The organism is Aeromonas sp. sif0611, assembly GCF_019218845.1.
Lineage (GTDB): Bacteria > Pseudomonadota > Gammaproteobacteria > Enterobacterales > Aeromonadaceae > Aeromonas > Aeromonas media.
In genome coordinates, this window is the sequence record NZ_JAHUWU010000006.1 from 196,200 (window position 1) to 223,193 (window position 26,994).

Genomic DNA, 26,994 nt, shown 5'->3' on the forward strand with positions numbered 1-26,994 from the left:
TCCGTGAGCCCACCAGGCGGCCACGTCCTTCATCAGGATGAGCATCATGAAGTGCTCGGCCAGCGCCTCGTGGTAATGGTCCTGCCGTGGAAAGCCCACCTCTCCGAAATGGAAATAGGCCACCCCTCGCCGTCAGAAGCCAGGGTGAAGCCGAGAACCTGATAGCACTGCCTGGAGAGGTTGACGTCGCAGGCAGGCACGAACGCCTTGAGTTTGGGCATGGCGAGACAGGGTATAGGCTCCTCGTTCGGGTGACAGGGCAAACCTGGTCGCGCCGGTATGGTCAGGAAGATCGGGCTCAGACCAGATCGGGCGGTGAATCCCCCTCTGCGCTCCCATCCTCTCCCTCAGATGGATGATACCCAACCTACGCCATCATGTGACTTCGTCATGCAAAGGCGTTTTCCATCTGTTCAATAAATGAGCGTTAGGGCCAGCCGGGCCCCGTTGCCCCGGGATTTTTCCCGTTTGGTATGCCCAGGTGCCATCCTGGTGCAACGCCCGGCACTGCACAGCCGAAGTGCGCCTCCCTGCCTGATTGTGGGCGGGATGCGCCAATATGGTGCATCAGATCGCACAATAAAATTCAAGTAATTGAAAATAAAGAATTATATTTTCTGGCCTGCTTTATGCTTTAGATAAATCAGGTCGCCATGAAGAGCCCGCCGAGTCATGCCCGAGGGGGTGGCACGCTGGATGTGACGATGCGTGCAAGTGGCCAAGTTTGACATTCATATCAGGAAATGGACCCGGCCGGGTGCCGGGACGACAAGGAGAGGGCTGTATGTTCAAGAGACTCGTAGTGACTGGCCTGCTGGCGCTGAGCGCCACCATGGCCACCCCAGGTTGGGCAGAAGAGGTAGCCGCTCAGGCCGAGGTGGTGCAGGCTGCCGCGACCGTGACCATCAACAAGGGAGACAACACCTGGTTGATGCTGGCGTCCGCCCTGGTGATCCTGATGTCCATCCCGGGGCTGGCCCTGTTCTACGGTGGCCTGGTGCGCGCCAAGAACATGCTGAGCGTGCTGATGCAGGTGTTCACCCTGTTCTGCCTGATCACAGTGCTCTGGGTCATCTACGGCTATTCACTGACCTTCACCGAGGGGAGCGCCTTTTACGGTTCGTTCGACAAGCTGCTGCTGGTCGGGGTGACCCCCGAGTCTATTGCCGCTACCTTCAGCAAAGGGGTGGGGATCAGCGAGTTCATCTATGTGGTGTTCCAGGGGGCCTTTGCCGCCATTACCTGCGGGCTCATTGTCGGTGCTTTCGCCGAGCGGATGAAGTTCTCGGCCGTGCTGCTGTTCGCCGTGATCTGGTTCACCTTCGCCTATATCCCGATGGCGCACATGGTGTGGTACTGGGCCGGTCCTGATGCTTACACGGATGCTGCCGCCGCCGAGGCTGCGGGTGCTACCGCAGGTTATCTGTTCCAGCATGGCGCCCTCGATTTTGCCGGCGGCACAGTAGTGCACATCAACGCGGCGGTGGCCGGTCTGGTCGGTGCCTTCATGGTCGGCAAGCGGGTCGGCTACGGTCGTGATCCCATGGCCCCCCACAGCCTGACCATGACCATGATTGGCGCCGCCCTGCTCTGGTTCGGCTGGTTCGGCTTCAACGCCGGCTCCGCGCTGGAAGCCAACGGCACGGCCGCCCTGGCCTTCGTCAACACCTGGTTGGCGCCGGCGGGTGCCGCGCTCTCCTGGACCTTGGCCGAATGGATGATGAAGGGTCGTCCCTCCCTGCTGGGCGCCGTGTCCGGTGCGGTAGCGGGCCTGGTGGCCATCACTCCTGCCGCCGGTTTCGTCGGTGTCGGTGGTGCCCTCATCATCGGTCTGCTGAGCGGTGTGGCCGGTCTGTGGGGGGTGCATGGTCTCAAGCGCCTGCTGGGGGCCGATGACAGCCTGGACGTGTTCGGCCTGCACGGAGTGTGCGGTATCCTGGGGGCCGTGCTGACCGGGGTGTTCGCCAGCCCGGATCTGGGTGGCACCGGGGTGTGGGACTATGTGACCAATCAGGTGGCCGAGGGCTACTCCATCCTGACCCAGGTCAAGATCCAGGTCATCGGTGTGCTGGTGACTGTGGCATGGACTGCCCTGGTCTCCGCCGTGGCCTACAAGCTGGTGGATCTGCTGATTGGCCTGCGGGTCAAGGAAGATGCCGAGCGGGAAGGGCTGGATGTCACCAGCCATGGGGAGAAAGCCTACAGCCTGTGATCCCCTCAGGCGCCCGTTGACCACCTGCCGCCGGCCTTGCCCGGCGGTTTTTTTATGGTGACCCATGAGGCGCCCCCTATCCAGAGCCCCCTGATCCTGCCTGCCGTTATTTCCTTCAAGGGGCGTTTTATGCCTGCAATTTGGCCGGATCTCCGCTAAACTCTGCCACCCTTTATTTCGGGTAGCCGGGTCCGCCCTGCTTCCACCCTTTCTTCTATGCCTTCGGAGCCGCTCATGCCGTTAGTGGGACACCAACATCAGATCGATATTCTGGAACTGACCGACAAGGGGGATGGCAAGGGTCGCCTGTTCGATCGCCCCCTGTTTGTCGAGGGTCTGCTGCCCGGTGAGCAGGCGCTGGTCGAGTTGACCGAGGTCAAACCGAACTACCTGCACGGCAAGCTGGTCGAGCTGACCCAGCCGTCCGCCGACAGGGTTCCCGATTTCTGCCCCAACACCGAGTGCGGCGGCTGTCAGGTGCGCCCGCTGGCCTATCCGGCCCAGCTCAAGCTGAAACAATCCCTGGTGCAGAGCGCGCTGGATCAGGTCGGGCTGGGTGAGACCCAGGTCAACCCCATCCTCGGCATGGACAGCCCCTTCGCCTACCGCAACAAGGCGCAGTACGCCGTGCGTGGCAGCGAGGCCGGCGCCGAGATCGGCTTCTATCGCAAGCACTCCCACGATCTCATCACCGCCGACGACTGCGCGGTGCAGGACTCCCTGCACGTGGAGCTCAATGCCCGGGTGCGCGGCTGGATGCGCGAGCACGACATTGCCGCCTATGACGAGGTGGCCCACACCGGCTGCGTGCGCAACCTGATGACCCGCAAGGGTTTCAAGAGCGGCGAGCTGATGGTGGTGCTGGTGACCCTGGGCGAGACGCTGCCCTTCGAGGCCGAACTGCTGGCGGCCCTGAGGGATCTGCCCATCACTACCCTGGTGCAGAACATCAATGACGAGCGCACCAACCGCATCCTGGGGACGAGCAACCGCGTGCTGCTGGGGGAAGGGGTGATCCGCGACAAGATCCACGAGCTCGCGTTCGAGATCTCGCCGCTCTCCTTCTTCCAGAACAACCCGAGCCAGACCGATGTGCTCTACTCCAAGGCGCTGGAATACAGCGAGCTGAGCGGCAACGAAACGGTGTTCGACATCTATTGCGGCATCGGCACCATCTCCCTGTTCCTGGCTGGCAAGGCCGCCAAGGTGGTGGGCATCGAGTCGGTGGAGAGCGCCATCAGCGATGCCCGTCGCAACGCAGCTCTCAACGGCATAGAGCACACCGAATTCCACGTGGGCAAGGCCGAGCAACTGATGCCCGAGCTGCACGCCCAGGGCGTGACCGCCGATGTGGTGGTGATGGATCCGCCCCGCAAGGGCTGTGACAAGGCGGTGCTGCAGACCCTGGTCGCCATGGCGCCGCGCCGGCTGGTCTATGTCTCCTGCAACCCCCAGACCCTGGCCCGGGATCTCGCCTGGCTGGTCAAGCAGGGCTTCGTGCTGGACGAGGTGCAGCCGGTGGACATGTTCCCGCACTCCATGCACGTGGAAGCGGTCGCCCGCCTGAGCCTGCCAGCGAAAGCCTGATCGGGCTGCTGCGCCATAAGGGCATGGCATTAGCCAGATGGCTCTGATAAAAACGACTCCAAATGGAGTCGTTTTTTTATGGCCGTGGACCGGCATGGCAACCAGGCAGGGAGAGCGGGGTGATGATTCGTTTGGCGGACGTGGAGGATGCAGCTGCGCTGGATCACTTCTTTGGGCAGCTGGATCGGGAGACCGGCTTCATGCTCTATGAAGTGGGGGAGCGACCCTCAAATATCGAGGGGCAGCGCCAGCGGCTCGAGGCCATGGCGGCGGTCCCCAGTCAGGCCATGTGGCTGCTGGTGCTGGCCGGAGAGGTGCAGGGGTTTGCCGTGCTCATCGGCGGCGGCCTGGCGCGCAACCGGCACTGCGCCCAGGTGGTGATGGGATTGCGGTCGAGTGCGCGCGGCCAGGGCTGGGGCGAGCGGCTGCTGCGTACCCTGATCGCGAGTGCACCGGATTGCGGCATCAGCAGACTGGAGCTGGGGGTGATGGCTCATAACGAGGTGGCTCATTCACTTTATCGCAAGTGCGGTTTCATGGATGAGGGGCTGCGGCGGCAGGCGTATCGGCTGGACGAAGGCTATGTCGACGAGATCAGCATGGGGCTGCTGTTGCCGTTCACGGCCCCATGACGCCGCTGGGCCCGTGAGGCTGGTCCGGCGCGCGCGATTGGGGCAGGCTGTAGCGGGAGAATAATAGAGACGAGGAGGGCCCATGAAGGGGATTTTGCTGCGTTGGCTGGCTCGCTACGATGCCTGGTGCCAGGAGTGGGGACTCACTCCGGAGAACCGGCGCTGCTGCGCGCCGGTGCGACATGATGAGGACGAGAAAGCGTCAGACAAGGGTGAGGCTGGCCTCACTGAAAATTGCGCGTCACGGCGCCGTTGATGCTGTTGTAGTCGAAAGAGAGACCCTCCGGGTAGGCCGGGAAGCGGCCAATGGAGTCGCGCAGGGTATAGCGACAGTTGTCGTGGCGAAGCTTGCCATCAGCCTGCCCGTCTGCCGGGATGAGCCGGGAGATGTAGTCACTCTTTGAATCTTTATCGAGTTCATCGGCCGCCGTCAGATCGGTATCGAGCAGGGCGCCGAACAGGCTCTCGCAATCGTCCCGGCTGCTGACGGAGATCTGATCGCTGTCGCCACCGAGGAAGACGGCATCGGGCCCCTGATCCTCCTTGGTGCCCACAGGCCAGCCGTGGCTGTTGATGTCGAGATCCTGCTTGCCCATGCCGCTAAAGTTATAGAGTGCCAGCGGCTCTCCCTTCACCTTGACCGCCCAGCCAGCATGGGCGAGTTGCACGGCGCTGGCAAAACCGCCCGCGGTCGCCGAGACGCTGCTCTTGAGCCCGTCGTCCTGGATATTGATGAAGCGGGGCAGGGCGGTGACCGCCAGGATGGCCAGCACGACGATGACCAGTACCAGTTCGAGCAGGGTAAAACCGTGGGAAAGGTGTTTTGGCATGGAATCAACCCATTGAGTACAACAAACAGGTAAGCGCGACATGGAACTGATAGACACCCACTGCCACCTGGATTTTCCGGTGTTCGATGACGATCGGGAGGCATTGCTGGCCCAGTGGCGCCAGCTGGGGGTGGGCGAGTATATCATCCCCGCCGTGGGAGAGGAAAACTGGGGGCGCGTGATGGCGCTGGCCGAGCACCATCAAGGCATTCGTTATGGTCTGGGGGTGCATCCCTGGTATGTGGGGGCCCAGACGGAGGGGGCGCTGGCAAGGCTGGAGGCCCTGCTGGCGGGCAAGCCCAGGGGGCTGGTGGCCATCGGCGAATGCGGGATGGACTTGCGCACCCAGGTGCCCCAGGAGGGGCAACTCGCGCTGTTCGAGGCGCAAGTGAGGCTGGCCATGGCTCATGATCTGCCCCTCATCGTCCACTCGGTGCGGGCCAACGACACGGTGGCCAAGATCCTGCGGCGCTTCAAACCGGCGCGAGGGGGTGTCATTCACGCCTTCAGCGGCTCCCTGCATCAGGCCGAGGCGTTCTGGCAACTGGGTTTCAGGTTGGGGATCGGGGGGGTCATCAGCTATGAGCGGGCCAACAAGACCCGGGAGGCGATCCGCGCCATGCCGCTGGAGGCCTTGTTGCTGGAAACCGATGCCCCCGACATGCCGCTGCAGGGGCACCAGGGGGAGATCAACACCCCGGCCAGCCTGCCGACCATAGCCCTGCTGTTGGCGCAATTACGGCAGCAACCGCTGGCGGATGTTATTTCGGTGTTACATGAATCCACTCTGCTGCTTTTCCCGCGGGCGACCATGAATTTAACAGCGGATTAACGACTGATGCCGGTGTGATAAAAAACAGGACCCATAAAAATCGTTTGCGGTCTAATTAAACGACGTTCAGCCCATTTCAGGCTTATAAAATGTGACCAGTATTCTATTTTGTCGCACCGTAATTAGTATAATGCGCACCCTTGATTAGCGGCTTTCATACACAAAACGTTAACAAGCTGGCAGGTGCTACCAAAGAGGAAGTGTTAATAATGAATCTGATAATGGGTCTGGTGGGGATGGCGACGCTCATCCTTATCGCGGTGCTGTTCTCCAGCAATCGCAAGGCAATCAAAATTCGTACCGTGGGCGGTGCCTTTGCCATTCAGGCAGGCCTGGGTGCCTTCGTGCTGTATGTCCCGGTTGGCCGGGATATTCTGGTGAGCGTGTCCAACGCCGTCTCCAGCGTCATCGGTTATGGTCAGAACGGCATCGAATTCCTGTTCGGTGGTCTGGTCAGCAACAAGATGTTCGAAGTGTTCGGTGGCGGTGGTTTCATCTTCGCCTTCCGTGTCCTGCCAGTCATCATCTTCTTCTCTTCCCTGATCGCGGTTCTTTATTACCTCGGCATCATGCAGTGGGTGATCAAGCTGCTGGGTGGTGGTCTGCAGAAGGTGCTGGGTACCTCCCGTACCGAATCCCTGTCTGCCACTGCCAACATCTTCGTCGGCCAGACTGAAGCCCCGCTGGTGGTGCGTCCCTTCATCTCCAAGATGACCGACTCCGAGCTGTTCGCCGTCATGTGTGGTGGCCTGGCTTCCGTTGCAGGCTCCGTGCTGGCCGGTTACGCCTCCATGGGCGTCAAGATGGAATACCTGATCGCCGCCTCCTTCATGGCTGCCCCGGGTGGTCTGCTGTTCGCCAAGCTGCTGGTACCGGAAACCGAGACCCCGAGCTACGACGAGAACTCCGCCGATGGCGATCTGGACGACAAGCCTGCCAACGTGATCGACGCCGCCGCTGCCGGTGCCTCCGCCGGTCTGCAGCTGGCCCTGAACGTGGGTGCCATGCTGCTGGCCTTCATCGGCCTCATCGCCATGATCAACGGCATCTTCTCCGGCGTGGGTGGCTGGTTCGGCATGCCTGAGCTCTCCCTGGAGCTGCTGCTGGGCTGGTTGTTCTCCCCGCTGGCCTTCCTGATCGGTGTGCCCTGGAGCGAAGCTGTCGTGGCCGGTTCCTTCATCGGTCAGAAGCTGGTGGTGAACGAGTTCGTGGCTTACCTGAACTTCGCCCCCTACCTGAAGGATGAAGTGCTGATCAACGGCGTGGCCATGTCCGACCACACCAAGGCCATCATCTCCTTCGCCCTGTGCGGCTTCGCCAACCTGTCCTCCGTTGCCATCCTGCTGGGTGGTCTGGGGTCCATGGCACCGAACCGTCGCGGCACCATCGCCAAGTTCGGTCTGAAGGCCGTACTGGCCGGCTCTCTGTCCAACCTGATGTCTGCCACCATCGCAGGCTTCTTCCTGGCACTGACAGCCATGTAATGCTTGTCTGACTGACAAGTTGAAACGAGCGCCACAGCGAAAAGCTGTGGCGTTCTCGTTTGGGGCGGTGACAACCGTTTTCCTTTCTAGACTAATAATAAAATGAGTCAAATCGGAGGTTTTATGAATGAAGTGCTACTGGCGATTGCTGCCGGCTTTATCGTTGGCGTGTTGTTTTCTTTCCTCAAGTTGCCGATCCCGGCACCTCCCGTACTGTCCGGGGTAATGGGGATTGTGGGGGTCTATCTGGGGGGGATTGCCTACTCCTGGATCCTGACCCGCTTCTTCTCTTAAGCACCTACCAGTGCTGGATTTGCCGGGTGTGAGGTACCTCTGAAATTGGCAAATCCGGCTTGCAAACAAGGGGTATCTCGGCTGAAATAGGCGATGCCAGCAGGGTGCTGGCATTGACTAATGCCCACATGAAGTGGGTGTTGGCGGTCAAATGGAATTGATTGGGAAGTCGGGTCTGCGGTTGTCGGCCTTTCTCAAGTCTTCATGGAACCAAGTCCGCACTTTTGTAAGAAAGTGACAGGGCTCTTGCCTTATTTGCAGCCGTATTGCCTGTGCATTTGCGCTGTAATTCCATATCCCGTTCGTCCGGGATCTTCTCTTGCCGATCCTGAGTGTTCGCTGGAGGTTGATCGTGGGTGGGGGGACTTATCGAGACTTTGGAGACATAGCATGACTGATCTGAAACTGGCCGCCCAGCGCGCCCTGAACCTGATGGACCTGACCACTCTGAACGATGACGACACCGATCAGAAGGTGATCGACCTGTGCCGCAAGGCCAAGTCACCGGCCGGCCTGACCGCCGCCGTCTGCATCTATCCCCGTTTCATCCCCATCGCTCGCAAGACCCTGCGTGAAATCGGCGCCGCCGACGTGCGCATTGCGACCGTGACCAACTTCCCGCACGGCAACGACGACATCGAGATCGCCGTGGCCGAAACCCGCGCCGCCGTGGCCTACGGTGCCGACGAAGTGGACGTGGTGTTCCCGTACCGCGCCTTCATGGCTGGCAATGAACAGGTCGGCTTCGATCTGGTCAAAGCTTGTAAGGAAGCCTGTGGTACCCAAGCCCTGCTGAAAGTGATCATCGAAACCGGTGAACTGAAAGAAGAGGCGCTGATCCGTCGCGCCTCCGAGATCTCCATCGACGCCGGTGCCGACTTCATCAAGACCTCCACCGGCAAGGTGCCGGTCAATGCGACCCCGGAAGCGGCGCGCATCATGATGGAAGTGATCAAGGCCAAGAACCCGAAAGTCGGCTTCAAGCCGGCCGGTGGTGTGAAAGACGCCGCCGTGGCGGGTCAGTACCTGGCCATGGCCGAAGAGATCCTGGGCAAGGACTGGGTATCCGCCCGCACCTTCCGCTTTGGTGCATCCAGCCTGCTGGCCAGCCTGCTGGCCACACTGGGGCATGGCGACAAGCCGGCCAACACCAGCGGTTACTAATAGGTTGATGAGAGGGCGGACCTGGTCCGCCCTGTTTCGCCCCCACCATGCGGTGTGCGGGCAAGGATTCAGGCTTGTGTAACGCCAGCAATGGCGGAGGGAATGAAAGATGTTTTTGCCTCAAGAAATCATTCGCAAGAAGCGCAACGGTGAAGCGCTCAGTACCCAAGAGATTCAATTCTTCGTCCAGGGCATTACCAACAACACCATAGGCGAAGGGCAGATAGCGGCGCTGGCCATGGCGGTCTACTTCAAGGACATGACCATGGATGAGCGGGTCGCCCTGACCTGTGCCATGCGTGACTCCGGCATGGTGCTGACCTGGGATCATCTGAACCTGGGCGGCCCCATCGTCGACAAGCACTCCACCGGCGGTGTGGGTGATGTGGTCTCCCTGATGCTCGGTCCCATGGTCGCCGCCTGCGGTGGCTTCGTGCCCATGATCTCCGGCCGTGGCCTGGGGCACACCGGCGGTACCCTGGACAAGCTGGATGCCATCCCCGGCTACCAGACCTCGGTCGACAACGATCGCTTCCTGAAAGTGGTGAAAGAGGCCGGCGTGGCCATCATAGGTCAGACCGGCGATCTCGCCCCGGCCGACAAGCGTATCTATGCGGTACGGGACATCACGGCCACCGTCGAATCCATCGCCATGATCACCGGCTCCATCCTTTCCAAGAAGCTCGCCTCCGGGCTGGAAGCGTTGGTGATGGACGTCAAGGTGGGCTCAGGCGCCTTTATGCCGACGTTTGAAGCCTCTGAGGAACTGGCCAAGAGCATAGTGGCGGTGGCCAACGGTGCCGGCTGCCGCACCTCTGCGCTGCTCACCGACATGAACCAGGTGCTGGCCTCCAGCGCTGGCAACGCGGTGGAAGTGCGCGAAGCGGTGCGCTACCTGACCGGTGAGTATCGCAACCCGCGCATCCACGAAGTGACCCTGGCGCTGTGTGCCGAGATGCTGATCTCCGCGGGCCTCGCCAGCGACGAGCATGACGCCCATGCCAAGTTGCAGGCGGTGCTGGACAACGGCAAGGCTGCCGAGATCTTCGGTCGTATGGTGACCGGCCTCGGTGGTCCGGCGGACTTCATGGAGCGTTACGACAGCTATTTGCCCAAGGCTGGCATAGTGCGCCCCGTGTATGCCGCGCAGGCCGGTTTCGTGACCGCCATGGATACCCGCGAACTGGGCCTGGCCGTGGTCGCCATGGGCGGTGGTCGCCGCGCTGCCGGGGACAAACTCGATTATGCGGTCGGTCTGACCGACTTTATCCGCCTGGGGCAGAGCGTCGAGGCTGACAAGCCGCTCGCGCTGATCCACGCTCAGACAGAAGCTCAATTTGCCGAGGCCGCCCGCATGGTGCAGGCAGCCGTCAAGATCGGTGACACTCGACCCCAGGCACTGCCCGAGGTTTACCGTCGCATCGGTCTGGCCGATTTGTAACAAGGGGAAGACCCATGAAACGTACCTTTATTCTGATGATGGACTCCTTCGGTATTGGCGCTGCCGCCGATGCCGAGAAGTTCGGAGATGTGGGCGCCAACACCCTTGGCCATATCGCCAAGGCCTGCGCCGCCGGTGAAATCGAAGGCCGTGGCGCCCTCAACCTGCCCAACCTCAACAAGCTGGGCCTGGGCCACGCGGGGGAGCAGGCTTCCGGCTACTTCCCGGCTGGCTTGAAGAAAGATATCGAGGTAGTCGGTGCCTACGGCTTCGCTCAGGAGCTCTCCTCCGGCAAGGACACCCCGTCCGGCCACTGGGAGATCGCCGGTGTGCCGGTCCTGTTCGAGTGGGGTTACTTCCACGATCACCACAACAGCTTCCCGCAGGCGCTGCTGGACGCCATCGTCGAGAAGGCAGGTCTGCCGGGCTACCTCGGTAACTGCCACGCCTCCGGTACCCAGGTGCTGGACGACCTGGGCGAAGAGCATATGCGTACCGGCAAGCCTATTCTCTACACCTCTGCCGACTCCGTGTTCCAGATTGCCTGCCACGAAGAGACCTACGGCCTCGAGAAGCTCTATGAGTTGTGCCACATAGTGCGTGAGCTGCTGGAGCCCTACAACATAGGCCGCGTCATCGCACGTCCGTTCGTGGGCAGCGGCAAGGGCAACTTCAAGCGCACCGGCAACCGTCACGATTACTCCGTGCTACCGCCGGCGCCGACCGTGCTGGACTACATGAAGGATGCGGGTGGCCAGGTGGTCTCCATCGGCAAGATCGCCGACATCTATGCCCAGCAAGGCATCACCAAGCAGGTGAAGGGCACCGGCCTGACCGAGCTGTGGGACAGAACCCTGGAAGAGGTGAAAGCGGCTGGTGACAACACCATCGTCTTCACCAACTTCGTGGACTTCGACTCCTCCTACGGCCACCGTCGTGACGTCAAGGGCTATGCCGATGCGCTTGAGTATTTCGACTCCCGCCTGCCGGAGCTGTTCGAGATACTGCAAGATGGCGATGTGGTGGTGTTGACCGCCGACCATGGCTGCGATCCGACCTGGAATGGCACCGATCACACCCGTGAATACATCCCCGTGCTGTTCTACGGCAAGCCGGTCAAGGCCGGTTCCGTCGGCCGTCGCGAGACCTTCGCCGACATCGGCCAGAGCATCGCGACCTATCACGGTCTGCCCAAGCTGCAATACGGCACCAGTTTCCTGTAACTTACCCGCCCGCCACTTCGGCGGCGGGCAATTTTATAAAACAATAAAACTCAACCTAGTGTGAAGGAATCAAGAGAATGGCAACTCCTCATATCAATGCGAAAGATGGCGCCTTTGCGGATACCGTGCTGATGCCAGGGGATCCCCTGCGTGCCAAGTACATCGCCGAAACCTTCCTGGAGAACGTCGAGCAGGTGTGTGATGTGCGCAGCATGCTCGGCTTCACCGGCACCTACAAGGGCCGTCGCATCTCCGTCATGGGCCACGGCATGGGCATCCCGTCCTGCTCCATCTACGCCACCGAGCTCATCAAGGACTATGGCGTGAAGACCCTGATCCGCGTGGGCTCCTGCGGCGCCGTGCGTGAAGACGTGAAACTGCGTGACGTGGTGATCGGCATGGGTGCCTGCACCGACTCCAAGGTCAACCGCCTGCGCTTCAAGGATCACGACTTCGCGGCCATCGCCGACTTCGGTCTGGTGGCCAATGCCGTGCAAGCCGCCAAGAACAAGGGTGTGGCCGTGCGCGTGGGCAACATCTTCTCCGCCGACCTGTTCTACACCCCGGATCCTTCCATGTTTGACGTGATGGAAAAATACGGCATCCTGGGTGTCGAGATGGAAGCCGCCGGTATCTACGGCGTGGCCGCAGAGTACGGTGCCAAGGCACTGACCATCTGCACCGTCTCCGATCACATCCGTACCGGTGAACAGACCACCTCCGAAGAGCGTCAGCTGACCTTCAACGACATGATCGAAATCGCACTGGACTCCGTGCTGCTGGGCGACTGATCCCGCGGCTTCGGCTCCATGCAAAACGGCGACCCTGGGTCGCCGTTTTTTATGCCTCATTGGAGAAGGAAGCCCAGAGGGCTGGGTGTGTCGTTTATCCTTTCTGGTCGCCCACCACGAGATTAACACCATGAAACGACGGCATATTCTGACTCAGCGGCGCTTCATTCTGATGCCGAACATCGCGTGGGCCAGCGAGAGGTGAGGCAAGGGTTGGCAGATCCGCAGATCGACAACGATGTCCTTTCTGTTGGCCGATGACGGAACCGGCTGGCCCCGCATCACCTCCTGTGATCTCAATCACGCCGCGCTCGCCATGCTAGTCGCCAGGATCCTGTGGTAGATAAAGAACCCTAATCACCCTCTTCGCTAACCACCAGCGACCAGCTCTTGTCGGGATCGAACAGCTGGATCGTCTCAACGACAGTTGCCGTTTCGGCGCCGAGATCCTTTTGGTAAACCCGCCCCTCGTGATTCACCATGAAGGTCATCACCCCGCTGTTGGCATAATCGGCTGGCCAGGCGATCAGGGCGACACCGTCTCTCAATTGTCCTTCGACAAAGTACTCTTTACTCCCCCCGTTGGCTGCGGCCCCCTGGGCATACAGGATACGGTAGTAGTAGCCATGATAGGGTGTGCGTTGACCGACCACGGTCTTGTAGCCCTCTGCCGCGGCACTGACGACTTCCTCTCCGGCCGGGCTTGCTGGTTCCCCCTCGCCTACAGGCCAATAGAGTCCATTTTGTTGTCCTGCATCACTACGCAGTTTTGCCGCAAAGAGCCCCGCAGTTTGGCCATCATGCCCCATGGCGGCGTATTCTATCTGCGCGTCGATAAAGCCACGGCACACAGCAATCGCCCCCAGCTCATTGCGACCGATGCGGCGATAGGCGATCTCTTTGGCACCGGCGGCACCATCGAGATACCACTTGCCATCTGCGGCCACGAGGGGGATGGGCAGTGGCCAATCCGACTCCCCCACGACCAGTATCATTTTATCCTTACCTTCGGCCATCAGTTGGTGCTTGCTCTTGAAGCTCGCGACGAAGGCGGTGCGATCATTGGCATCGGCCACCTCATCCCCCGAGGTGATGGCCTCCTCACTATTTTCGCCGAGCAACAGCGTCAGTGCGGTGACATCATTCCGCTCCAGGGCCGAGATCAGGGCCTGCACCGCTTCATCCGGGGTGGCGAAGGTACGCTGTGCTATGGCGCTTGCGTCGCAGGCAATGGTCAGAGCCAGCAGGGCCAAACCCCATGAGGGGGCCCAACTCCATTTCAACAAACGCTTCATTATCGCGTACTCCGTCTGGGTTGAGTGGTGCGCCCGGCACGCGCGCTGCTAGCCACACTTTCACGCCCACGTTGGCTGGCGGCGCGCTCGGTTCTACCCGAATTCTGTACCCCTTGGAAGGCACTCTTTGAGGCAGCAGGTGCTCTGCGCGTCGCCGTCTGTGTTGTGCTCTTGCTGTGAGTGGCGCGTGGCTGGACATAGCCGCGATCACGTGCTCCTGCGGTCTGTGGCGTGATTTGCTGCCGCCTGACCTTGTCTCCTGCGTAGTCGCCCTGGCGCGGCGTGCGTTGGGCCACATTTGCTTCCCTGTTTGCCTGTCTGACGTCGCGCGTCACCTTGGCATTGTCGCTGTTGGGTTGGCGGTTGGCTCCCGCATAGGTTCCCTTCGGCGCGGTGACGCGAGCTTCTCTGTTCACCTCATTGACGGTGCGCGGTGCGCCGGCGTATTCGCTTTTTGGTTGGCGATTGGCCCCCGCATAACTCCCCTTCGGTGTAGCATCTCGTCGCCCCCCCCCTGCCTCGTTATTCAGCGAGCGTTGTTCCAGGGTAGCCAGCTCAGCGCGCTGGGGGCGCGCCGCCGTGATGGGGCTGTCGGCCTGGCGCAGGTAGTTGTTGGGGCCGCGCTCAAACTTGTTGAAGTAATCGTCCCCCTCGGCGTTGATATAGATCTTGTTGTTGGAGCCCCGCTGATAGTTGACCGGACGGTTGTAGCCATTGGCGGGACGGAAACCATTGCCATAGTTGGGGTTATAACGATAGGGAACATAACCGTCGGGATAACCCGATCCCCACCGCGGGTAATAGTAATCGCCTTCATCATCGTTGAAGACCTCGTTGACCAACATGCCCGCACCAAAGGCGAGCAAGCCCGTCAAGACCATATCACCGCGGTCGTATTCATCATCGTCGTCATGTTCCACCACTGTCGTGGTCGTTGTCGCAGGCGCAGTCGTTGTCGTGGTTTCCGTGGTCACCGGCGCTGAGGCCGGCCCGGCAGCTGGCGGGCTATAGACAGCGCTCGGGTCGTATTGTGGGACATAAACGACGTCAGGGTTGGCAGGCGCAATGGTGACGATCTGCTGATTGTTCTGCTCATCCCTGGCCACTTTCATCTGCTCCGAGTCTTTTAGGTTGCCCACCTCCATCGCTTGTTGACGCAGGCGCTGAACGGCTGCCAGTACGCCCGGTTCATCAGCCAGGAAGGCACTGCCCAGCTCGGTCGTCCACTCCATCTTCAAGCACATCATGTCCATGACGGTCGGGAAGTGCATCAGCGACATGGTCGGCGGAGTAAAGCCCAGCGGCGCAATGGCGGTGGTCAGCTCTTTCCCTTTGAGATCGGGGTGGGCGACCAGCCAGTTGCCGGCATCGAGCACCTCTTGCGGATTGGTGGCGCTGGCCAACACCTGAGCCAATACCGCATCAGGGTAAAGGGCTATGGGCGCAAGCAGGGTTTCGAGCGCCTCCGGGGTATATGTCGATGCTGGTGCGTTAACGGGCTGCCCTTGCGGTGCGACCGCAGAGCTGGCAGCACTGGTTGGGTTGGCAGCAGAGGCCACGCTGGGCTGAGCATTTTGCGTGACGGCAGGCGGCTCCTCCTTGCAGGCAGCCAATACCGTGCCGAGGGCAATCACGGCCGCCAACACGCCATGGCGAAATAGGGGTTGCTTCATGACCTTGTTTCCTTCTGCTGGAGTGGCTGATGCGCCTCTTGCCTGAAGATGTCTACAAATGTTGTCTCTCATTGCATTCAATGCGGGCGTCTCATACCGAAAACATAAACCACTAATCGAGATCACACCCCAAACCGGCTGGAAAGGGGTGAAAAATTCGTTTGCTTCAGTCTCACGCTACGCCTGAACCCCAGGATGTCACCAAAGTCAGGTGGGCAGACCTGAGAAGTTAAGGGCTATGGGATACCGCCTTCGGTGGGCTCGAGATTCAATCAATGCACTTGGGGATGGAGAAGAACTAGGCGCAGCACAGTTGGATGTCGATACAGCGAAAATGGCTGGATAGGCTGCTCAAGCAACTGCGGCATGAAGTGATCGTGGATCGTCACTTCGTTAACGAGCGCCTCAGCGATGACGCGATGCCAAGTGTCTCGATACTCTGTTCGATCAGAAGCTCGAACAGCTGGGGGGGAATAACATGAGCAACGCGTTTTGCGAACTGCGCCTTATTCGATGCCGGGCGGCGGGGCGTGATCGGCGGAGGCCTGGCTCTGCACCGATCTCTTCTTGTGCTTGCGTACCCGCATGTAGTTGCGGCGCACCCCGTAGGAGATGAGCAGGCCGGCAAGCAGCATCACCAGCAGCATCAGCCGCTGTTTCTCCTGACTCACCTTGAGGTGGGTGTCTTGCGCGGCGATCAGCGTCTGCTCCTCCAACGTGATCCTCAGGTAGCCCAGGGTCAGGTTACCCTCCTGGATCTCCTGCACGAACTGTGTGCGCCCCTTGCCCTGCTCCGGCAGTGACTTGTTGTCGGTGCCGATGGGCAGCAGGCTGTCCAGAGGTACCGCTTGATCCGATTGGGCGAGCGGGATACCACGGGCATCATAAAGTGTGACATCGAGGATCTCGGGTTCGGCGGCGAGATCCTGTGCCAGCCGCTCCAGCTCGCTCTCCTTGTCCTCCTTGATCCAGCGCCGCATGTCCCGGGCGGCGTAGGCGACCAGCGCCTGGGCTCTGTCCCGCGCCGCGCTGTGCAATGCGGCCTGGCTTGCTCCCTGCATGTGGATCATCAGCGCCAGCACCCAGAGGGCGAGCAGGATCCCTGCTGCCAGGCTGATAACACGTTTGATGGGGAGATGACGCACAGCGCTGAGCCTCTTGCGGTGAATGAACAATGGTGGGGGATCTTGGCGCTTGCCTGTACAAAAAGCAATACGCTACTCTGGGCCCGCATGATGAACCCCATGATCTCCAAGGAAGGCGTCTCTCTTATGTTGTTGTCCCAACTCCCCCGCTCCCCGCACGACTGGTCCCAGGCTCTGTGCGGTGCTCCCTGCTGGCAGCTCACCCCCGAGGCCCTGCTGCCCGCGGCCAGTGCCCATGACGGCGCCTGGCTGGTGCTGTTTGGCAAGGCGCTAGGTGCCCGCCACCTGACACAGGTGGCGACGCTGCTGGCAGACCATGGGGTCGAGGCCAGCCTCTATCCCGTGGGGGAGCAGGCCGGTGTGCCCCTGCTGCTGCTCGGCGCCAGCCGTTTCTCCCCCGAGCTGGTGCTGGCCCTCAAGGGGCAGGAGTGGGACATAGATGCCTGCCATCTCGCCACCTTGCCCACCCTGGCGCTCCCCGGGCTGCTAGTGATGGACATGGATTCCACCGCGATCCGGATCGAGTGCATCGACGAGATAGCCCGTCTGGCCGGGGTGGGGGAGCAGGTGGCGGCCGTGACGGCGGCGGCCATGCAGGGCAAGCTGGAGTTTGCCGACAGCCTGCGCAACCGGGTCGCCCTGCTGGAGGGTGCCCCTGTCGCCATCCTCGATGAGGTGGCGGCCGCCATGCCCTGGATGCCCGGCTTGCAGCTGATGGTCGACACCCTCAAGCAGGCGGGCTGGACAGTGGCGATTGCCTCGGGCGGCTTTACCCGTTTCGCCGGCGAACTACAGCAGGCGCTCGGGCTGGACGCCATCTTTGCCAACGAGCTGGCGGTGGAGGGAGGCCTGCTGACCGGCAAGGTGAGCGGGCGCATCGTAGATGCCGCCGTCAAGGCCGAGGTGCTGCAGCAACTGGCGCGGCAGCATGAGCTCCCCGTAGCCCAGACGGTGGCGGTCGGCGATGGCGCCAACGATCTCAAGATGATGGGGGTGGCCGGGCTCGGCATTGCCATCCACGCCAAGCCATTGGTACGTGCCCAGGCGGCCGCCACCCTCAATCACCATGATCTGGAAGGGGTGCTCTGCCTGCTCGGCGCGCTGGCCTGCCGCGACCGGCGCTGGTGTTGAACCCGTTCAAGGAGGAGCAAAGAACAAGATGGAACTGTTGCAACAATCCCTGTTTGTCCCCTGTGGCGAGCATCGGCTGCATGTGCGCCATATTCAGCCCGGTGTCGCCGTGCATGCCGATCCCATCCTGATGGTGCACGGCGCCATCGAGAACGGACGCATCTTCTACACCGAATCCGGCAAGGGGCTGGCCTGTTTCCTGGCGCGGCACGGTTATCAGGTGTATGTGGCGGATCTGCGCGGGCGGGGCCAGAGCACGCCGGCCATCGCCGAGCGGGCTGGCCACGGCCAGCATGAGCTGATCACCGAGGATCTGCCGGCCCTGCAACATTGGGTCGCTGCTCGTCATGCCGGCGCCAGGGTGCACTGGATGGCCCACTCCTGGGGCGGGGTCATCATGGCCTCGACCCTGGTGCGCTTCCCGGAGCTGGCCGACCAGATAGCCAGTCTGGTGTTTTTCGGCACCAAGCGGGGGGTCTCGGTACAGAACCCCGAGCGCTGGTTGAAGGTGGATCTAATCTGGAACCGGCTGGCACCCTGGTTGGCACGAAACCGCGGTTTTCTGGCCGCGCGCCGGTTGCGGATTGGGGCGGACGATGAACCCTTGCGTTACCTGCAGGAGACCATCCCCTGGGTGAAATGCGGGCCCTGGCAGGATCCCCACGATGGCTTCGCCTACGGGGAGGCCGCAGCCAGGGTCAACTGGCCGCCGCTCTGGATGATCTCGGCCAAGGCGGACAAGGTGCTGGGTCACCCGACCGACGTGCGCCGCTTCAGCGACGAGATGGGCTCCGCCGCGCGTCATACCAGCCTCGGCCGGGACAACGGCAACCGGCTCGACTACGACCACATCAACATGCTGACGGCCCCCCAGGCCCAGGAGGATCACTTCCCCGAGATCCTGGCCTGGCTGCGCAACCCGCAGGCGGCCTGACATGACAAGGGCGGCCACATGGCCGCCCTTGTCATGGATGGCGCTCGTCCCGCCAGGGTCAGAGCGCCGGGATGCCGAGCCGGAACAGGGTGGCCTCTGTGGTGTCGGTCAGCTCGCCCACCCCCACCACGCTCCACAGCTCTTCCTCCAGTTTCTTGGCCTTGTGAATGGCGAACTTGGCGATGTAGTCCAGCTCGCCCGCGATGAAGCTGGTGTCGGGGCGGCCGGTGCGGGAGATGCCGACCAGCACCGAATAGAACTCACCCTGCTGCCGAGCCAACTCGATGAAACGGCGCTTTTGCTCAACCGATGCAAAACTGCTGGCAAGCTGGCTGCGAAACAGGGGAGTGCCACCCTTGGTGTGCAATCCGGCGATGTAGACCTCTTCCTCTTCCGGCTTGTCTTCCCGCTCTATGGTGCGCAGGGGGTTGAGCAGCAGGGTCTTGAGCAGCGTTCCCTGGAACAGGGGGTAGAGGTTCAGGTGTTTCTCTTGTTCGGCGCAAGCCTGCAACAGGCCGGCGAGGCTGCGCTGTCTGGGCGCCAGCCCCAGCGCGGCGGGGCGGGGTGGCCCGTTGAGCTTGTTCACATAGACAGGGGTATTGAACAGGTGGTGGGTATAGAGGTTGCGCAGTGCCCTTGCCATGCCACGATAGCGTTTGTGCTCCTTGGTGGGTTTGAGCTTGTTCTGGTTGCTCTCGATCAGCAGGCTGAAAAACTGGTGGCCGATGTGGCGCTCTGCCGTCCCCTCGATGCACAGGTGCAGCACGGTACGACTCAGGTTGAGGCTGACCAGCCGATAGGGGAGGTGCTGCAGATCCATGTTCTTGGCGAGATCCTGCAGGCGGGGCAGGGCGACCTGGATGATGTCCCCCTTCTCGCCAGAGAACGGCTCCTCCAGCTCTATCTGCATGCCGTGGGTCGAGATGTCGCGGGTCCAGCCGAGCCAGGCGCGATCCTGGTGGCGGATCACGATCGCCGTCTTGTGGACGTAGCGGGCCTCCTTGCGCAGTTGCACATAGTGCAGCGTCTCTATCTCGAAGGGGATCGCATGGATGTCGTGGCCGAAGCGTTGCAAGGCGTTGGCGTTGTGCGTCTGACTGCTGTCGAACCAGAACTCGCCGCGCTGGTTGTCGAGCCCGATCTCCTGCAGCATGCCCACATAGCCCAGCTGGCCGAGCCGCTCGCGCAGCAACATGTCCTGCAACTGGTGCGCCCCTCCCGGCTGGCTGTCGAGATCGGCCTCGGCCAGGGTGCAGGCCTCCAGGCTGAATTTGTAGACACGCCAGCTGGGGCGGCGGGCACCTATCTGAAAGAACAGGGCAGTCAGCCCGCTCTGCTCAAGCTCTTCCCGGGTAGCGGAGAAGAAGTAGAGGTGGCTGCGCACCGAGTGGGTGAAGCTGTAGATCAGGGTTTCGCGAAGCCCCCCTTTGGCGGGCAACAGTGACGGCATGCGCGCTGGCGTGAAGAGGCTGGCGAGCATGTCGCGGTTCTTGGCGTCGCGCCAGTACTCGAGGATGTGCTGGTTGTTCTCGGTACGCAGGGCGATCTCGAGGCCAGGGGTTGCACCCTGGCCGAAGAAGAGCGGCATTCCGGTCATGCGCGGCAGGTAGAACTGTTCGTACCCCTTGATGATGGCAGCCGACAGCAGGTAGTCGACGCTGACCCGATAGCGGCTGCGGTTGCGCTCGATGAAATCGCGCAGGAACGCATCGAAGGCGGGATGATCGTCACTCTTCACCAGCCGCAGCCAGAATTTTCCCTCTTTCTGCTCCTTCCCCAGGATCTGATAGTCGATCGACTGGCGCAGCATGGGGGTGGGGTGCTCGCGTTCCAGGCCGGTGAAGAAGACCTCGATGTGATCGCCGGTCTGGTAGTCGGGCAGATAGGGGACCAAGACCCGGATCCCGCCGAGAGAGATGTCCGAACTCTTGGCCTGCAGCTTCTCTCCGCTCGCCAGCTTGAGCACCATGGGTGAGCTGAAGTGCATCCGCTCCTCCTGCCGGCCGTAGTGGCTGGCGAAGGGAATGGCATTGACATCGAAGGGGCGGAACGGGCTGACGGGCAAGGAGAGGCTCTCGCTGCGCCCCTGATTGAGTTTGCACCAGGCTTGCAACGCCTCGTAGACCCCCAGGGTGTAGCTGTCCCGGTAGAGGTAGCACTGGGACTGGAACTGCTCGATGGCCTCGGCGGGCATGAAGTGGGTGACACCCTCAAACTCGTGCACCTGACAGAGGGGCCCCAGTTCGTTGCGCATGTCGATCACGCGCCGGCAGGGAGTGCACTTGCGCTTGAGCTCCATCTTCAGCAGGAAACGGCCGTTGGTATTCTCGTTCTGGGTCAGGCGGTTGAAGATCTCGTCGAAGTCCTTTTCCCGGAGCAGGGGGACCAGTTGTTCTATCAGGTGGAGTGGTTGTTCTGAATCCATGTATTCCTGCCGCGGAAAGTCACTTTTCCGATTCTGGGTTTGATCTGTCGGTCGCAAACCAGTATATCAAGCAGGAATTCATCCTGTCCCCGAGTTATCCATGGCCAAAAACAAAACCGCCTATGTTTGTTCCGAATGTGGCGCCGACTTCTCCCGCTGGCAAGGCCAATGCAGCGAGTGCAAGGAGTGGAACACCATCACCGAGGTCCGGTTGGGCGTCACGACACCGGGAAAGAGTGCCCGCTACACCGGTTATGCCGGTGCCATCGGCAGCCAGGTGCAAACCCTGGCCGAGGTCGCGACCACCGAGATCCCCCGCTTCAGTTCGGGCTTCAAGGAGCTGGACCGGGTGCTCGGCGGCGGTGTGGTGCCGGGCTCGGCGATCCTCATTGGTGGCAACCCGGGGGCAGGCAAATCGACCCTGCTGCTGCAGACCATGTGTGGTCTGGCACAGCGGATGAAGACCCTGTATGTGACCGGGGAGGAGTCGCTGCAACAGGTGGCGATGCGGGCCGGCCGGCTGGGCTTGCCCACCGACAAGCTGCGCATGCTGTCGGAAACCAGCGTGGAGCAGATCTGCATCATTGCCCAGCAGGAGCAGCCGCAGATCATGGTCATCGACTCGATCCAGGTGATGCATGTGGCGGATGTGCAGTCATCCCCCGGCTCCGTCTCCCAGGTGCGCGAATCTGCGGCCCTGCTCACCCGCTATGCCAAGCAGAATCATGTCGCCATCTTCATGGTGGGCCATGTCACCAAGGACGGGACCCTGGCCGGTCCCAAGGTGCTGGAGCACTGTGTCGACTGCTCCGTGCTGTTGGACGGTGCCCACGACTCGCGCTTTCGGACCCTGCGCTCCCACAAGAACCGCTTCGGTGCGGTCAACGAACTCGGTGTCTTCGCCATGACGGGGCAGGGGATGAAAGAGGTGAGCAATCCCTCCGCCATCTTCCTGAGCCGTGGCGAGGAGCAGGCACCCGGCTCCATCGTCATGGTGATCTGGGAGGGGACGCGCCCCCTGCTGGTGGAGTTGCAGGCGCTGGTGGATTACTCCCAGCTCTCCAATCCGCGCCGGGTGGCGGTGGGCATGGATCATAACCGTCTCGCCATGCTGCTGGCGGTACTGCACCGTCACGGCGGGTTGCAGATGGCGGATCAGGATGTCTTCATCAATGTGGTTGGCGGGGTCAAGGTCGAGGAGACCAGTGCGGATCTGGCGCTGTTGCTGGCCATGGTCTCCAGCTTCCGGGATCAGGCCCTGCCCAAGGATCTGGTGGTATTCGGCGAGGTGGGGCTGTCTGGCGAGATCCGACCTGTACCCTCTGGCCAGGAGCGGTTGCAGGAGGCGGCCAAGCACGGTTTCCGCCGTGCCATAGTGCCTCATGCCAACGCACCCAAGCATCCCATCGAGGGGATGGAGGTGGTGCCGGTCAAGAAGCTGTCCGATGCCCTGGAGGCCTTGTAACAGCGCAAAAGAGAACAAAAAAGGAGCGTATGACGCTCCTTTTTCACCGATGGTGAGTCAGGTGGGAGGATTGTGTTCCTTGTGTTCTTGCAGCAACTGCTCCAGCTCGCGATACAGCAGCTGCTCTTCCCCGATGTTCAACTCCATCATCCGCTTGAGGTGGGTGGCGCTGTCGATGTCGATGTGGTGGCAGTAGAAGCCCAGCTTCTTGCTGGCCTCATGAGTTAGCTCCACTTGCATCCTGATCTCGATGTCACTGCCGCCGAGCATGAAGCAGATCTCGTACTCCTTGTCATCGCTGCCGACCCAATCCTCGGGCCTCAACAGCAGGGCGCCCTGCAGGGATACATCTACCAGTTGGGTGTGCCACTGGTGTACTCCCTGCGTCAGTTTGGCGGCGGTCAAATAGAAGACTCGTGTAAAGTGGCGGCGCTCGGCCATGTTCATCTCCGGTCTGCGTGCGAGCACAGTGCTAACCATCCATGCCCCAGAGTGTAATGTAGCCGGCGCATCAGGATGTTGAACTGGCTCCGATATTGGACATCAGACCCGCTGTTGACTGAGGGATTCGACCACCTGAAGTGCCTTGACCAGCCTGTCTTCCTGCTTGAACCTGTCCTCCAGCACGGGCCCCAGCTGATTCAGATCCTCATCGAGCTGCAACAGCTGGGCCTCGTCGGCATTGCTGTATTTGTCGTTGAACTCCAGGGCAAACTCGGTGCAGGCACGAATATGGGGATAGATGCGTTTGGCCAACTCCAGCTTGTCACCGCTGGCTTGCTCGAAGGCGGTGACCACGTGGTTGTAGATCTCGAAATGACCGGCGCTGACGTAGTCGACCAGTTGCTCGCAGAAGCGCTGAAGTTCGACGTGACCGGGAAGGGAGCGCTGCTTGGACTTGGTGGGCATGAGCCCGGCCAGCCGCATGTATTCGACCAGCAATGCCTGCCTGGCATCCAGCCAGTCATCGATTGCCCTGTGCTTGCCTGCCAGCGCGCGCTTGGTTTGTTCCAGTTCAGTTAACATAGTCCCTCCATGGGCATGGCATGAAGCGCGATGGCTGCAGGCCTTCGGTCATTCTCATCGACTGACGACACTCCTATAACTAGGGAAAATCCTGTTGACCGTCAATAGGAGTGTGGGGATATTGTTACATCAGGCGGGGGTTTGCATACAAGTCTCCGTCGGTTTCTCGTCCCGTGTCGCCAGTCAGGAGGGTGCGGGGACGAGATATGTGACTATTTCCGCAGATCTTGATGAAAACCCCAGCATTCAAGCCAATCCGGCTGATAAAGCCTTTGCCTGAGTGTTTTTTTTTGAATAGAGTGGCCCGGTGCTAAATGCCCGATCATAAAGGAAATGTTATGAACAAAGCTCAACTTGTCGATGCAATTGCCGCCAAAGCAGACCTGAGCAAAGCTCAGGCCAAAGTCGCTCTGGAAGAGATCATCAATGGTATTACCCAGAGCCTGAAAGAGGGCGATGCCGTTCAGTTGGTGGGTTTTGGTACCTTCAAGGTCAACCATCGCGCGGGCCGCACCGGTCGCAACCCGCAGACTGGCAAAGAGATCCAGATTGCAGCCGCCAATGTGCCGTCCTTTGTGGCAGGCAAGGCGCTGAAAGACGCCGTCAAGTAATCGCGTAAAGTAATCAAATGAAACCCGGCTTATGCCGGGTTTTTTCTTGCCATCTTCGTTAAAATTTGTTTCAGATACACTCAGGATATGGCATGCGCTGTAGTGAGGTGGATATGGAACAGAAGAATGCCATCCGGCAGGTGGCCGTGCCTTGGGCACCCTCCCGCCAACTTCCCCCCGGCCTGGTTGTGGCCGAACTGCATCAGGATATCTGGAGTGACACCCTGACCGTCATGTTGGGCCGCGCCCGCAGTATCGATCTGCCGCCGCAGCCGCTGTGCCGGGTCAGTTTCCGCCATATCTTCGCCGTGCGGGTGATGGAAGATTGCGATCTGGCGGAAGGGCGGGACAGCCACGTCATCGAGGAGCAGATCCAGCTGATCACGCCGTCCCGTTTCGCCAGCTGGTTCCATCAGGAGTCCGATGGCCTGCACCTGGACGAAGACTTGCAGCACTATCGCATCTCGACCTGGGATTACTGCGCCGACGTGCTGACCTCCTCCCCTCCGGAGTTGCAGTTTGTGGCGCTGGAGGAGTGAACGGGCGCCATCATCCAGATAAAAAAGCCGGAACATCGCTGTTCCGGCTTTTTCTTGCCTGAGTGGCTGGCGGGATCAGCCGAGCAACTGCTCCCTGTGCAGGCCAAGCACGATCAGCAGCCCGATGAAATAGAAGACGCTGAGCTTGATGCCGAGGATGGCGAGCAGGCCGGCGCAGAGGCGTACCAGCGCCTTGTGCAGCCAGGAACCGGTGAAGCGATACATGGTTACTCCACCGACTCGGCGCTGACGAATTCCGGCACCTTGGCCATGGCGTCCAGCACCACCTGGATGCCTGCACCCGGTTTGCAGGCATTCTCGCTCAGGTGACGGCGCCAGGCACGGGCTCCCTGCATGTTCTGGAACAGGCCCAGCATGTGGCGGGTCATGTGGGAGAGGTAGTTGCCCTTGGCCAGCTCCAGCTCCATGTAGGGCAGCATCATGCGCACCACCTCGTGGGGGCTCGGCACCTCGCCACCCAGACCGAATACCCGGTTGTCGACCTCGGCCAGGAGGTAGGGGTTCTGGTACGCCTCGCGCCCCATCATGACCCCGTCCACCTGCTGCAGATGTTCGAGGGTCTGCTCGAGAGAATTGACCCCGCCGTTGAGGGCGATGGTCAGCTCGGGATAGTCCTGCTTGACCTGATAGACGCGCGGGTAGTCGAGCGGCGGGATCTCGCGGTTCTCTTTCGGGCTCAGGCCACTCAGCCAGGCCTTGCGGGCGTGAACGATAAAGGTCTCGCAGCCGGCATCGCGCACCTGCTCGATGAAGGCCTGCAAGAATTCGTAGGAGTCCTGCTCGTCGATGCCGATACGGGTCTTGACCGTCACCGGAATGTTCACCACGTCGCGCATCGCCTTGACGCAATCGGCCACTAGGGCGGGCTCCCCCATCAGACAGGCGCCGAAGCGGCCATTCTGGACGCGATCCGACGGGCAACCCACGTTGAGGTTGATCTCGTCATAGCCACGCTCTTCGGCCAGCTTCGCACAGCGGGCCAGATCCGCCGGGTTGCTGCCACCGAGCTGCAGGGCGAGCGGGTGTTCCTGCTCGCTGTAGCCCAGATAATCTCCCTTGCCGTGGATGATGGCGCCGGTGGTCACCATCTCGGTATAGAGCAGGGTCTGGCGGGTCATCAGACGGTGAAAATAACGGCAATGCCGATCGGTCCAGTCCAGCATGGGGGCGATGGAGAAGCGCTGCGCCTGCATAAAAATCATCCGGGTTGGCAAAAGAAGGGGCCGGATTCTACCACAACGTGAGACAGCCTCAGAAAATGAATTTTGTCGCCGCGCCAGCGAGGCCCTGTGATAGTATCCGGCTAATTGACAGGGTATCTGCGTGATCATGAATCAAGACCTACTTCTACAACGAGCGGAACGTCTCTGCGACCAGCGGGGCATCCGTTTCACCCCGACCCGGCGCCAGGTGTTCCGGCTGCTTGCCGCCCATGGCAATGCCATCAGCGCCTATGATCTGCTGGCCCAGTTGCAGCAGACCGAGGCCCATGCCAAGCCCCCCACCGTCTACCGGGCACTCGACTTTCTGCTCGAGCAGGGATTTGCTCACAAGGTGGAGTCGCTCAATGCCTTCATCTTCTGCTGTCACTTTGACCATGCCCATCCCATGCAACTGCTGATCTGCGATCGTTGCAAAGAGGTGGTGGAGCTGCATGATCCAGCCATCGACAGCGCCTTTTCCGAGCAGGCTCATCTGCATGGTTTTACTATTACCAACAAGACCATAGAGGCTCATGGCCAATGTGCTCGTTGCTCCGACACCGTAGGAAGTGAAGATGAAGGCTGATTTCGTAAACCCGTTCCTGCTCTCTTTGCTCAACGTGCTCTCCACCATGGCACAGATGGAACTCAAACCCGGTGCTCCCAAGCGCAAGACGGATGAGCTGGCGCGGGGGGATGTCTCCGGCCTCATCGGCATGGTGGGTCCACAGACCCGGGGGTCGCTCTCCATCAGCTTCGAGAAGGGGCTGGCGCTGGAGATCATGCGCCGCATGCTGGGGGAGGCGCCGGCCACCATCAATGAAGAGGTGACCGACATGGTGGGCGAGATCACCAACATGGTGACCGGCGGCGCCAAGCGCATGCTGGGGGAGAAGGGCTATGAGTTCGACATGGCGACTCCCATCATCGTCTCCGGCCCCAACCACACCATTACCCACAGGGCCGATGGTGCCAAGATCATGATGCCGTTCGATTCCGAGTATGGCCGCGCCACCATAGAGATCTGCTTCGAGTAA

At 61.1% G+C, this 26,994-nt stretch carries 26 protein-coding genes; 17 read left to right on the forward strand and 9 right to left on the reverse strand.

Going from position 1 to position 26,994, the window contains the following annotated elements; genetic code table 11:
- Positions 1–784 precede the first annotated feature (784 nt).
- The 3 genes from amt (at position 785) to KW824_RS15695 (ending at position 4,431) form a co-directional block, all read left to right on the forward strand.
- Positions 785–2,212, forward strand: coding sequence for an ammonium transporter (amt, locus tag KW824_RS15685; protein WP_043128917.1), 1,428 nt, complete (start codon positions 785–787; stop codon positions 2,210–2,212).
- Between the two features lie 234 nt (positions 2,213–2,446).
- A complete protein-coding gene (gene rlmD, locus KW824_RS15690) occupies positions 2,447–3,799 on the forward strand; it encodes a 23S rRNA (uracil(1939)-C(5))-methyltransferase RlmD (protein WP_218410272.1) in 1,353 nt (450 codons plus the stop codon).
- Between the two features lie 122 nt (positions 3,800–3,921).
- Positions 3,922–4,431, forward strand: a complete 510-nt coding sequence (locus KW824_RS15695; RefSeq protein WP_218410296.1) for a GNAT family N-acetyltransferase — start codon at positions 3,922–3,924, stop codon at positions 4,429–4,431.
- Between the two features lie 224 nt (positions 4,432–4,655).
- On the opposite strand, the gene tppF is transcribed toward KW824_RS15695, so the two are convergent.
- Positions 4,656–5,261 carry a type IVa pilus pseudopilin TppF gene (tppF, locus tag KW824_RS15705; RefSeq protein ID WP_218410274.1) on the reverse strand — a complete coding sequence of 202 codons (606 nt, stop codon included), beginning with the start codon at positions 5,259–5,261 and terminating at the stop codon, positions 4,656–4,658.
- Positions 5,262–5,301: 40 nt separating this feature from the next.
- On the opposite strand from tppF, the gene KW824_RS15710 reads away from it, so the two are divergent.
- The 7 genes from KW824_RS15710 (at position 5,302) to deoD (ending at position 12,490) form a co-directional block, all read left to right on the forward strand.
- Entirely contained in the window at positions 5,302–6,093 is a 792-nt protein-coding gene (locus KW824_RS15710; RefSeq protein WP_218410275.1) for a TatD family hydrolase, read from the forward strand.
- Between the two features lie 209 nt (positions 6,094–6,302).
- Positions 6,303–7,577, forward strand: a complete 1,275-nt coding sequence (locus KW824_RS15715) for a NupC/NupG family nucleoside CNT transporter (RefSeq protein ID WP_042649780.1) — start codon at positions 6,303–6,305, stop codon at positions 7,575–7,577.
- A gap of 123 nt (positions 7,578–7,700) precedes the next feature.
- Positions 7,701–7,871 (forward strand): XapX domain-containing protein, encoded by a 171-nt coding sequence (locus KW824_RS15720; protein ID WP_005332215.1) that lies wholly within the window; start codon positions 7,701–7,703, stop codon positions 7,869–7,871.
- A 390-nt stretch (positions 7,872–8,261) separates the two neighbouring features.
- Positions 8,262–9,035 (forward strand): deoxyribose-phosphate aldolase, encoded by a 774-nt coding sequence (deoC, locus tag KW824_RS15725; protein WP_017411234.1) that lies wholly within the window; start codon positions 8,262–8,264, stop codon positions 9,033–9,035.
- Positions 9,036–9,144: 109 nt separating this feature from the next.
- Positions 9,145–10,476, forward strand: coding sequence for a thymidine phosphorylase (gene deoA, locus KW824_RS15730; RefSeq protein WP_218410276.1), 1,332 nt, complete (start codon positions 9,145–9,147; stop codon positions 10,474–10,476).
- A gap of 14 nt (positions 10,477–10,490) precedes the next feature.
- Positions 10,491–11,699 (forward strand): phosphopentomutase, encoded by a 1,209-nt coding sequence (locus KW824_RS15735; RefSeq protein ID WP_218410277.1) that lies wholly within the window; start codon positions 10,491–10,493, stop codon positions 11,697–11,699.
- A gap of 77 nt (positions 11,700–11,776) precedes the next feature.
- A complete protein-coding gene (gene deoD / locus KW824_RS15740; protein WP_005332225.1) occupies positions 11,777–12,490 on the forward strand; it encodes a purine-nucleoside phosphorylase in 714 nt (237 codons plus the stop codon).
- A 353-nt stretch (positions 12,491–12,843) separates the two neighbouring features.
- Here deoD and KW824_RS15745 read toward each other — a convergent pair whose 3' ends face one another.
- From KW824_RS15745 to KW824_RS15755, 3 genes are all read right to left on the reverse strand, one after another.
- A complete protein-coding gene (locus KW824_RS15745; RefSeq protein ID WP_182786654.1) occupies positions 12,844–13,785 on the reverse strand; it encodes a DUF2950 domain-containing protein in 942 nt (313 codons plus the stop codon).
- Complete coding sequence (locus tag KW824_RS15750; protein WP_218410278.1) at positions 13,785–15,458, reverse strand: DUF3300 domain-containing protein; 1,674 nt, start codon at positions 15,456–15,458, stop codon at positions 13,785–13,787. The genes KW824_RS15745 and KW824_RS15750 overlap by 1 nt, the downstream gene beginning before the upstream one ends.
- Positions 15,459–15,964: 506 nt before the next feature.
- Positions 15,965–16,603, reverse strand: coding sequence for an AhpA/YtjB family protein (locus tag KW824_RS15755; RefSeq protein WP_041207088.1), 639 nt, complete (start codon positions 16,601–16,603; stop codon positions 15,965–15,967).
- Between the two features lie 126 nt (positions 16,604–16,729).
- Here KW824_RS15755 and serB point away from each other — a divergent pair, with 126 nt between their 5' ends.
- The gene (gene serB, locus KW824_RS15760; protein ID WP_218410279.1) at positions 16,730–17,734 is read left to right on the forward strand and encodes a phosphoserine phosphatase SerB; all 1,005 of its coding nucleotides are present in this window, start codon (positions 16,730–16,732) and stop codon (positions 17,732–17,734) included.
- Positions 17,735–17,762: 28 nt separating this feature from the next.
- A complete protein-coding gene (locus tag KW824_RS15765; protein WP_218410280.1) occupies positions 17,763–18,668 on the forward strand; it encodes an alpha/beta fold hydrolase in 906 nt (301 codons plus the stop codon).
- A gap of 58 nt (positions 18,669–18,726) precedes the next feature.
- Here KW824_RS15765 and KW824_RS15770 read toward each other — a convergent pair whose 3' ends face one another.
- Positions 18,727–21,093, reverse strand: coding sequence for a PilZ domain-containing protein (locus KW824_RS15770; protein WP_218410281.1), 2,367 nt, complete (start codon positions 21,091–21,093; stop codon positions 18,727–18,729).
- Between the two features lie 100 nt (positions 21,094–21,193).
- Here KW824_RS15770 and radA point away from each other — a divergent pair, with 100 nt between their 5' ends.
- Positions 21,194–22,558 carry a DNA repair protein RadA gene (gene radA / locus KW824_RS15775; protein ID WP_043128928.1) on the forward strand — a complete coding sequence of 455 codons (1,365 nt, stop codon included), beginning with the start codon at positions 21,194–21,196 and terminating at the stop codon, positions 22,556–22,558.
- A 57-nt stretch (positions 22,559–22,615) separates the two neighbouring features.
- On the opposite strand, the gene KW824_RS15780 is transcribed toward radA, so the two are convergent.
- Both KW824_RS15780 and KW824_RS15785 read right to left on the reverse strand, forming a co-directional pair.
- Entirely contained in the window at positions 22,616–22,999 is a 384-nt protein-coding gene (locus KW824_RS15780; protein ID WP_041207087.1) for a PilZ domain-containing protein, read from the reverse strand.
- A 102-nt stretch (positions 23,000–23,101) separates the two neighbouring features.
- On the reverse strand, positions 23,102–23,584 hold the full coding sequence (locus KW824_RS15785; RefSeq protein ID WP_041206431.1) for an Rsd/AlgQ family anti-sigma factor: 483 nt from the start codon (positions 23,582–23,584) through the stop codon (positions 23,102–23,104).
- 338 nt (positions 23,585–23,922) lie between these two features.
- Here KW824_RS15785 and hupA point away from each other — a divergent pair, with 338 nt between their 5' ends.
- The gene (hupA, locus tag KW824_RS15790) at positions 23,923–24,195 is read left to right on the forward strand and encodes a nucleoid-associated protein HU-alpha (RefSeq protein ID WP_005305063.1); all 273 of its coding nucleotides are present in this window, start codon (positions 23,923–23,925) and stop codon (positions 24,193–24,195) included.
- A gap of 113 nt (positions 24,196–24,308) precedes the next feature.
- Positions 24,309–24,734: a hypothetical protein gene (locus tag KW824_RS15795; protein WP_005332247.1), complete on the forward strand. Its 426-nt coding sequence runs from the start codon at positions 24,309–24,311 to the stop codon at positions 24,732–24,734.
- Positions 24,735–24,809: 75 nt separating this feature from the next.
- Here the strand turns inward: KW824_RS15795 and KW824_RS15800 are convergent, their stop codons facing one another.
- Together KW824_RS15800 and dusA are read right to left on the reverse strand one after the other, a co-directional pair.
- Positions 24,810–24,959, reverse strand: a complete 150-nt coding sequence (locus tag KW824_RS15800) for a hypothetical protein (RefSeq protein WP_005332250.1) — start codon at positions 24,957–24,959, stop codon at positions 24,810–24,812.
- A gap of 2 nt (positions 24,960–24,961) precedes the next feature.
- Positions 24,962–25,948: a tRNA dihydrouridine(20/20a) synthase DusA gene (dusA, locus tag KW824_RS15805; protein ID WP_218410282.1), complete on the reverse strand. Its 987-nt coding sequence runs from the start codon at positions 25,946–25,948 to the stop codon at positions 24,962–24,964.
- A 136-nt stretch (positions 25,949–26,084) separates the two neighbouring features.
- Between dusA and zur the strand changes: the two genes are divergently transcribed.
- Positions 26,085–26,543, forward strand: a complete 459-nt coding sequence (zur, locus tag KW824_RS15810; protein ID WP_041206428.1) for a zinc uptake transcriptional repressor Zur — start codon at positions 26,085–26,087, stop codon at positions 26,541–26,543.
- Positions 26,533–26,994 carry a chemotaxis protein CheX gene (locus KW824_RS15815; RefSeq protein ID WP_005332255.1) on the forward strand — a complete coding sequence of 154 codons (462 nt, stop codon included), beginning with the start codon at positions 26,533–26,535 and terminating at the stop codon, positions 26,992–26,994. The genes zur and KW824_RS15815 overlap by 11 nt, the downstream gene beginning before the upstream one ends.

Bases quoted from the DNA above. Each gene is read 5' to 3' on its own strand.
- dusA (WP_218410282.1), bottom strand. From the start codon at position 25,948: ATGCAGGCGCAGCGCTTCTCCATCGCCCCCATGCTGGACTGGACCGAT.
- KW824_RS15780 (WP_041207087.1), bottom strand. From the start codon at position 22,999: ATGGCCGAGCGCCGCCACTTTACACGAGTCTTCTATTTGACCGCCGCC.
- KW824_RS15695 (WP_218410296.1), top strand. From the start codon at position 3,922: ATGATTCGTTTGGCGGACGTGGAGGATGCAGCTGCGCTGGATCACTTC.
- KW824_RS15815 (WP_005332255.1), top strand. From the start codon at position 26,533: ATGAAGGCTGATTTCGTAAACCCGTTCCTGCTCTCTTTGCTCAACGTG.
- deoD (WP_005332225.1), top strand. From the start codon at position 11,777: ATGGCAACTCCTCATATCAATGCGAAAGATGGCGCCTTTGCGGATACC.
- hupA (WP_005305063.1), top strand. From the start codon at position 23,923: ATGAACAAAGCTCAACTTGTCGATGCAATTGCCGCCAAAGCAGACCTG.
- zur (WP_041206428.1), top strand. From the start codon at position 26,085: ATGAATCAAGACCTACTTCTACAACGAGCGGAACGTCTCTGCGACCAG.
- KW824_RS15745 (WP_182786654.1), bottom strand. From the start codon at position 13,785: ATGAAGCGTTTGTTGAAATGGAGTTGGGCCCCCTCATGGGGTTTGGCC.
- KW824_RS15715 (WP_042649780.1), top strand. From the start codon at position 6,303: ATGAATCTGATAATGGGTCTGGTGGGGATGGCGACGCTCATCCTTATC.
- tppF (WP_218410274.1), bottom strand. From the start codon at position 5,261: ATGCCAAAACACCTTTCCCACGGTTTTACCCTGCTCGAACTGGTACTG.
- KW824_RS15770 (WP_218410281.1), bottom strand. From the start codon at position 21,093: ATGGATTCAGAACAACCACTCCACCTGATAGAACAACTGGTCCCCCTG.
- KW824_RS15710 (WP_218410275.1), top strand. From the start codon at position 5,302: ATGGAACTGATAGACACCCACTGCCACCTGGATTTTCCGGTGTTCGAT.
- KW824_RS15795 (WP_005332247.1), top strand. From the start codon at position 24,309: ATGGAACAGAAGAATGCCATCCGGCAGGTGGCCGTGCCTTGGGCACCC.
- radA (WP_043128928.1), top strand. From the start codon at position 21,194: ATGGCCAAAAACAAAACCGCCTATGTTTGTTCCGAATGTGGCGCCGAC.
- KW824_RS15750 (WP_218410278.1), bottom strand. From the start codon at position 15,458: ATGAAGCAACCCCTATTTCGCCATGGCGTGTTGGCGGCCGTGATTGCC.
- KW824_RS15765 (WP_218410280.1), top strand. From the start codon at position 17,763: ATGGAACTGTTGCAACAATCCCTGTTTGTCCCCTGTGGCGAGCATCGG.
- KW824_RS15800 (WP_005332250.1), bottom strand. From the start codon at position 24,959: ATGTATCGCTTCACCGGTTCCTGGCTGCACAAGGCGCTGGTACGCCTC.
- amt (WP_043128917.1), top strand. From the start codon at position 785: ATGTTCAAGAGACTCGTAGTGACTGGCCTGCTGGCGCTGAGCGCCACC.
- deoA (WP_218410276.1), top strand. From the start codon at position 9,145: ATGTTTTTGCCTCAAGAAATCATTCGCAAGAAGCGCAACGGTGAAGCG.
- rlmD (WP_218410272.1), top strand. From the start codon at position 2,447: ATGCCGTTAGTGGGACACCAACATCAGATCGATATTCTGGAACTGACC.
- KW824_RS15735 (WP_218410277.1), top strand. From the start codon at position 10,491: ATGAAACGTACCTTTATTCTGATGATGGACTCCTTCGGTATTGGCGCT.
- serB (WP_218410279.1), top strand. From the start codon at position 16,730: ATGTTGTTGTCCCAACTCCCCCGCTCCCCGCACGACTGGTCCCAGGCT.
- KW824_RS15785 (WP_041206431.1), bottom strand. From the start codon at position 23,584: ATGTTAACTGAACTGGAACAAACCAAGCGCGCGCTGGCAGGCAAGCAC.
- KW824_RS15720 (WP_005332215.1), top strand. From the start codon at position 7,701: ATGAATGAAGTGCTACTGGCGATTGCTGCCGGCTTTATCGTTGGCGTG.
- deoC (WP_017411234.1), top strand. From the start codon at position 8,262: ATGACTGATCTGAAACTGGCCGCCCAGCGCGCCCTGAACCTGATGGAC.